Raw genomic sequence first — 6942 nt, 5'->3', positions numbered from 1 at the left:
GGTGCGCATCTCGGGCGTTCGGCAGGCGGGTCACTCAGCCCTCGGCCACCTCGATGCCCAGCGGCAGGTAGCTCAGCGGGTCGTGGGCGCTGGTCTGGTCGGTCACACCACCACTGCTGCACCCTCAGATCGGAAGAGCCGACAAACTACGCTGTGTCGGTGATGTCCGAGTCCCAGCAGTCCCCGCCCCGCCCCACGGCATCGCCGGAGAACCCCGCTCCCGCAGTGCAGGAGTCAGCCCGCCAGCGTGCCCCGTGGGCTGCTCTGGGCGCCATTGCGCTGCTGGTGGCGGTCACGGCGGTGGGTGCCTCCTGGCTGAGCGGCGCCACGCGGCAGCTCCTCCTGGTCGATGCGGGGGCATTCGTCCGCTGGGCCCTGCCCGTGGTCCGGGCGCTGGTCATGACCGGCATGGTCACCACCGTCGGGGCGCTCGGCGTCGCGGCCTTCGTGGTCCCCGAACGGCGGTCCACGCACCGTCTGGCCCTGCTGGGGCGCGTGGCCCTCGTCGGGTCGCTCCTGTGGGGGCTGACCAGTTGGGTGCTGGCGGTGCTCACCTTCTCCGAGGTGCTCGGCACCCCCATCGGGGCCGAGGGCTTCTGGCAGCAGTACTTCGCCTTCTGGTGGGACCTCGGACTGCTCGTGCAGTTCCAGCTCACTGGCATCCTGGCCCTGGTGGTGGCGGCGCTGTGCGCCTGGAGCACCGGGCGCAGCGGCCTGCACTGGGCCTTCTGGCTGGCCATCGGGGCCACCCTGCCGCTGGCCTTCACCGGCCACTCCGGCGGCTCGCTCGACCACGACGCCGCCGTCAACGGCTACGGCGGCCACCTCATCGGTGTGGCCGTGTGGGTGGGCGGCCTGCTCGGACTGGCGCTGCTGTGGAGCGGCCTCGGGCAGGACCGCGCGGTGGCCGTGCGTCGCTACTCCGTGGTGGCGCTGTGCGCCTTCGTGGTCACCGGGCTCAGCGGCGTGCTCAACGCCAGCCTCCGCGTGGGGTGGGGCGACCTGCTCACCACCGCCTACGGCCAGCTGCTGCTGGCCAAGGTGGGGCTCCTGGTGGTGCTCGGTGTCTTCGGCGCGGTGATGCGCCGCCAGGTGGTGGCCCGTCTCGAGCAGGCGGAGCGCGGGGCGGGGGCCACCGAGGTCGGGGAGGGCCCCGCCGCCGAGCGTGCCGGTGGCCTGTTCGCCCGCCTGGCCACCCTCGAGCTGCTCGTCATGGCCGTGGCCGCCGGCCTCGGCTCCGCGCTGGCCCGCACACCCACCCCCGTGCCCGAGCTCACCGGCGAGGCCATCGGCGACCCGGCGGTGGCGCTCACCGGCTACCCGCGCCCGCCCGCGCTCACGGCATCGAGCTGGTTCACGGCCTGGCAGGTGGAGTGGCTGTTCACCACCATCGGCGTGGTGGCCATCGCCCTGTACACGTGGGGGTGGCTGCGCCTGCGCCGCCGCGGCGACGCCTGGCCCTGGTACCGGCTGCCGCTGTGGGTCTTCGGCTGGCTGCTCTTCCTCTACGTGGTCAACGGCGCACCCACGGTCTACGGCCGCGTCATGTTCTCCATGCACATGGTCATGCACATGACGCTCATGATGGCCATCCCGTTCTTCCTCGTGCCGGCCGCGCCGGTGACCCTGGCCATGCGCACCCTGCCGGCCCGCAAGGACCGCACCATCGGCCCCCGGGAGTGGCTGCTGGGCATCGTGCACTCGCGCTACGCGCAGTTCATCGGCCACCCGGTGGTGGCGGCGCTGCTCTTCTTCGTCTCGCTGGTGGTCTTCTACTGGTCGCCCGCGCTGGAGATCGCGCTCACCACCCACGGCGGGCACGTCGCGATGGTGGCGCACTTCCTGCTGGTGGGCTACCTGTTCGTGTGGACGCTGGCCGGCCCCGACCCCGGCGGCGTCAAGTGGCCCGCCCCGCTGCGCCTGGTGGTCATGCTGGCCACGCTGGCCGGGCACGCCTTCTTCGGCGTGGCCATGATGATGGGCACCTACCTGCTGGCGCCGGACTTCTTCCAGACCATCGACCTGCCGTACGTCAAGGACCTCGTGGCCGACCAGCAGCTCGGCGGCGGCATCGCGTGGGGCATCGGCGAGCTGCCGGTGGTGGTGCTGGCCATCATGGTGGGTCTGGAGTGGTCCAACAGCGACGAGCGGGAGAGCCGCCGCTACGACCGCAAGGCCGCCCGCGACGAGGACGCCGAGCTGCGCGCGTACAACGAGCAGCTCTCGCGGATGGGGCGCAACCCGCGGCCCTGACCCGGTGCGGCCGCCTCCCCGGACCGGCCGCACCCGCTGCCCTGCAGCGCCCCCGGTGGCCCGTCGGCCCGGGGGCGCTGCCGGTACCGTGCGGAGGATGAGCGAGCTCTCCGTCAGCGTGATCCAGGTGTCCTACGGCGACGACGAGGCCATGGCCGACCGCATCGAGCGCGTGGCCGGCATGGTGCGGGCCGAGGCGGGGCAGGACCTCGTGGTGCTGCCCGAGCTGTGGCCCGTGGGCGGCTTCGACGTGAAGCACTGGGCGGAGCGGGCCCAGCAGGTGCCCGCCGTGGGCACGGTGCCCGCCGACGGCCCGGACGACCCCGCCCTGGCGGTGGTGCGGGCGATGTCTGCCGCGGCCCGCGACGCGGGGGTGCACCTGCACGCCGGGTCCACCGTGGAGCGCAGCGCCGAGCCCGGCCCGGAGGGCAAGGACCTGTGGAACAGCTCGCTGGTGTTCGGCCCCGACGGGGCGTTGCGGGCCACCTACCGCAAGGTGCACCGCTTCGGCTTCAGCAGCGGCGAGGCGCGCACCATCGAGGCGGGTTCCGACCTGGTGACGGTGCCGATCGAGGGCTTCACCGCGCACCTGGCCACCTGCTTCGACCTGCGCTTCCCCGAGTTCTTCCGCGCCGGTCTCGACGCCGGGGCCGACCTGCTCGTCATCCCCGCCGCGTGGCCGATGCCGCGCCGCGAGCACTGGCGCACCCTGCTGCGGGCGCGCGCCATCGAGAACCAGATGCCCGTCATCGCGTGCAACACGGCCGGGACCCACGCCGGCGACCACGAGATGGGTGGGGCGAGCGTCGTCGTCGACGCCGCCGGCAGCGTGCTGGCCGAGGCGGGGGACGGCGAGCAGGTGCTGCGCGCCGTCCTCGACCCCGCGCACACGGCGCAGCAGCGGGAGGACTTCCCCGTGCTCGCCGCGCGGCGGTGGTGAGGCGGGCGTGGCCGGGGGCGTCGCCCGGCCGCCGGGTCACCTCGGGCGTCAGTCCTCGATCGTCGAGACCTGCTCGTTGACGACCTTCGAGAGGTCGTCCTCGGAGACGCCGGTGGCGGTGACGTAGACGACGTTGTCGCCGGCCGTGCGGCCGCCCATCCAGATCTCCTGCGTCTGGCCACCGGCCTCGGAGCGGACGCGGACGCCCCGCACGTCGTCGTTCTCGAACTCCTCGAAGGACGTGGTCAGGTCCACCCCGCCGCCGGAGCTCTTGACCTCCTTGCACTCCCCGAGGGCGCGGGTGATCTCGATGAGCTTCTCCGGCTCCTTGCTCGTGCCGGAGACCTGCAGGTCCACGCTCTTGTCCTTGCCGTCCTCGAAGCGGGCGGAGGCCGAGCTGGAGAGGTACTCCTCGGGCTTCACGGCGCTGAAGTCCTCGAGGGCCTTGTGGCACGTTTCGTCGGTGTCCGGGAGGGTGGAGGGGTCGAAGTCGGTGGCCTTCTGCACGCCGGTGGTCACCTCGCCACGGGTGAAGCCGTCGAGGGGGAAGTCGTCCTGGCTGAGCAGGGCCTTCTCGGCGGCGGCGTCGTCGAGGGCGTCGGGGCCGCCACCGCAGGCGGCGATGGCGGGCACGGTGAGCAGGGCGGTCAGCACGGCGGCGGGGCGGCGCAGGGAGGTCATGCCGCGAGTGTGGCAGAGCCGCGTGCACGCCGAGGGGGCGGTCCGCACCGTGTGCGGACCGCCCCCTCGCGGTGGTCAGGGCCGGGTGGCCCCGAGGCTCACTTGTCCTCGATGGCCTTGGCCTGCGCGTCGGCCACCTTGAGCACGTCGTCCTTGCTGACGTCGCTGCCGAAGACACCGACGAAGTTCTCGCCGACGAGGCGACCGCCCATGGTCGTCTCCTTCTTCTGGCCCATGGCGTCGACGGTGATCTGGGTGCCCTTGAAGTCGTCCTGGTCCACCTCATCGAAGCCGATCTTCACGGACAGACCCCCCTCGGACTTCTCGATGTCGTCGCAGTGCGCACCCAGGGTGGCGAACGCGTCCTGCAGCTTCTTGCCGTCGTCCTTCACACCAGCGGCGATGACGGAGACGTTGGACTGGCCCTTGGTGAAGTCCACCGAGGCGCCCTGGTCGATGTGGTCCGAGGCCTTGAGGCCGTCCAGATCGTCGAGGGCCTTCTGGCACTCCTCGCTGATCTCGCCCAGCTGCTTGAGGCCATTCTCCATCTCGGAGACGTCCATGGCCTCGTCCTTGGCCTCGCCGTCCTCGACGGTGCCGCGCTTGTAGCCGTCCAGCGGGAAGTTGTCCTCGGTGAGCAGCACCTCCTTGGCCTCGTCGTTGCTCAGCGGGTCGGTGCCACCGCAGGCGGTGAGGGTGCCGACCGCGACGAGGCCGGAGGTCAGCAGGGCGAGGGTGCGGGTGGTACGCATGGTGCTCTCCTTCTGATGGCGCGGCGCGGGTGGCGGCACGGGGTGTGCGGCACCGGGACGACGCGGTGGGGGTGGGATCGACCTCACGCTAGGCGGCCGTCCCGGCGGGGGCCGTCACTCCGTGGGTGGAGGGAGGGAGCCCGACCACCGGTCGTGGTCGGGCTCCCGGTGCGGTCCCGGAGGGCGCGGTCACCCTCCGGGTGGTCTCGGCCGCCCGGGCTCAGAAGGCGCTCTCGGGGAGCTCCATGAGGTCCAGGCCGGTCGCCTCGGCCGCCCGACGGTCCGCCCCGATGCGCGGGAGCACCTCGGTGGCGAAGAAGCGCGCGGCGGCCACCTTGCCGGTGTAGAAGTCCCGGTCCTCGCCGGCGGCGCCCGCGGCCAGCTTCTCGGAGGCCACCTGGGCCTGGCGCAGCAGCAGCCAGCCGATCACTACGTCGCCGGCGGCCATGAGCAGGCGGGTGGACTGCAGGCCCACCTTGTAGAGCTCCTGCGGGTCGGACTGGGCGGCCTGGGCCCACCCGGTGAGCAGCCCGAGCAGCTGCTGCAGCTCCGCCAGGGCCTTGCCGAGTTGCTCGCGGGCACCGGCGAGCTCCTCGGCCCCGCCGGCCTGCAGGAAGGCCTGCACCTCACCGGCCACCGCGCCGAGGGCCTCGCCGCGGTCGCGCAGGATCTTGCGGAAGAAGAAGTCCTGGGCCTGGATGGCCGTGGTGCCCTCGTAGAGGGTGTCGATCTTGGCGTCGCGGACGTACTGCTCCAGCGGGTAGTCCTGCAGGAAGCCCGAACCGCCGAAGGTCTGCAGCGACTCGGTGCCCAGCAGCACCCACGCCCGCTCGGAGCCGACGCCCTTCACCAGCGGCAGCAGCAGGTCGTTGATGCGGTCGGCCATCGCCGCCTCGGACCCGGCCTCGGGCTCGGCGCCGGGGTTCTGGGCGCGCCACGCGTGGGCGGTGTCCTGGAAGGTGGCGGTGTACTGCACCAGGGCGCGCAGGCCCTCGGCGTAGGCCTTCTGCAGCATGAGGCTGCGGCGCACGTCCGGGTGGTGAGTGATGGTCACGCGCGGGGCGGCCTTGTCGCCCATCTGCAGCATGTCGGCGCCCTGCACGCGGCTCCTGGCGTACTCGAGCGCGTTGAGGTAGCCGGTGGAGAGGGTGGCGATGGCCTTGGTGCCCACCATCATGCGGGCGTACTCGATGACCTGGAACATCTGCGCGATGCCGTCGTGCACCTCGCCGAGCAGCGTGCCGACGGCAGGAACGTCGGGGTCCTCGCCGAAGCGCAGCTCGCACGTGGTGGAGACCTTGAGGCCCATCTTGTGCTCGATGTTGGTGACGAACGCGCCGTTGCGCTCACCCATCTGGCCGGACTCCAGGTCGACGTGGAACTTCGGCACGATGAACAGGCTGAGGCCCTTGGTGCCGGGGCCGGCGCCCTCGGGGCGGGCGAGCACGAAGTGCACGTTGTTCTCGTAGAAGTCGGCGTCACCGTTGGTGATGAACCGCTTCACGCCGGTGAGGTGCCAGGTGCCGTCGGGCTGCTGCACGGCCTTGGTGGTGCCGGCGCCCACGTCGGACCCGGCATCGGGCTCGGTGAGCACCATCGTGGCGCCCCACTGGCGGTCGATCATGAGCTGGGCGAGCTTCTTCTGCTGCTCGGTGCCGTTGCGGAAGAGGATGTTGGCGAAGCTGAAGCCGGCCGAGAACATGTACGCGGCCGGGTTGGCGCCGAGCACCATCTCGGCGATGGCCCAGTTGAGGCTGGGGGTGGCCAGGGTGCCACCGAGCTCGGGCTCCAGGTTGAGGCGCCAGAACTCTGCGTCGGCCCACGCCCGGTAGGACTTCGTGAACGCCTCGGGCATGGTCGCGGAGTGGGTCTGCGGGTCGAACACCGGCGGGTTGCGGTCCGCCTCGGCGAACGAGGCGGCGATCTCGTTCTCCGCCAGGCGGGCCACCTCGGACAGCACTTCCCGGGCGGTGTCGGCGTCGACCTCCTCGAAGACGCCCTGACCGAGCACCTCCTGGCGGTTGAACACCTCGAAGAGGTTGAACTCCAGGTCGCGGACGTTGGACTTGTAGTGGCTCATCGGTGCCTGCTCCTCGTCGAGGGTGGGGTCGTGCCGGGCGGAGGCAAGTACCCGGTGCGCTGTGTCACACATGATGCCCGGCCCCGGCACTGTGTGCAACACCGTGCACCGGATACTGCGGAGGGGTGGAACCGTTGTGGCCAGCGGGGGCGGGTCAGCGTGCACCGCCTCTGTCCGCGCGCCCGGGGTCAGCGTGCGCCACCCGTGCCCCTGCCTCCGGGGCAGCGTGCACCGCC

At 72.0% G+C, this 6942-nt stretch carries 5 protein-coding genes; 2 read left to right on the top strand and 3 right to left on the bottom strand.

Features of this window, described 5'->3' with window-relative positions:
- Positions 1-162: 162 nt before the first annotated feature.
- On the top strand, positions 163-2253 hold the full coding sequence (locus ACFFHC_RS05200; protein WP_237769830.1) for a bifunctional copper resistance protein CopD/cytochrome c oxidase assembly protein: 2091 nt from the start codon (positions 163-165) through the stop codon (positions 2251-2253).
- Between the two features lie 97 nt (positions 2254-2350).
- Positions 2351-3193 carry a carbon-nitrogen family hydrolase gene (locus ACFFHC_RS05195; protein WP_070705838.1) on the top strand — a complete coding sequence of 281 codons (843 nt, stop codon included), beginning with the start codon at positions 2351-2353 and terminating at the stop codon, positions 3191-3193.
- Between the two features lie 48 nt (positions 3194-3241).
- Here ACFFHC_RS05195 and ACFFHC_RS05190 read toward each other — a convergent pair whose 3' ends face one another.
- From ACFFHC_RS05190 to ACFFHC_RS05180, 3 genes are all read right to left on the bottom strand, one after another.
- On the bottom strand, positions 3242-3874 hold the full coding sequence (locus ACFFHC_RS05190; protein WP_379803562.1) for a hypothetical protein: 633 nt from the start codon (positions 3872-3874) through the stop codon (positions 3242-3244).
- 98 nt (positions 3875-3972) lie between these two features.
- Positions 3973-4626: a hypothetical protein gene (locus ACFFHC_RS05185; RefSeq protein WP_070705594.1), complete on the bottom strand. Its 654-nt coding sequence runs from the start codon at positions 4624-4626 to the stop codon at positions 3973-3975.
- A 220-nt stretch (positions 4627-4846) separates the two neighbouring features.
- Positions 4847-6706, bottom strand: coding sequence for an acyl-CoA dehydrogenase (locus ACFFHC_RS05180; protein ID WP_070705593.1), 1860 nt, complete (start codon positions 6704-6706; stop codon positions 4847-4849).
- Between the last annotated feature and the right edge of the window lie 236 nt (positions 6707-6942).

The sequence above is a fragment of the Kytococcus schroeteri genome (genome assembly GCF_042433515.1).
Lineage (GTDB): Bacteria > Actinomycetota > Actinomycetes > Actinomycetales > Dermatophilaceae > Kytococcus > Kytococcus schroeteri.
The sequence above is the reverse complement of the archived record's forward strand: the minus strand, read 5'-3'. Positions and strand labels throughout refer to the sequence as shown.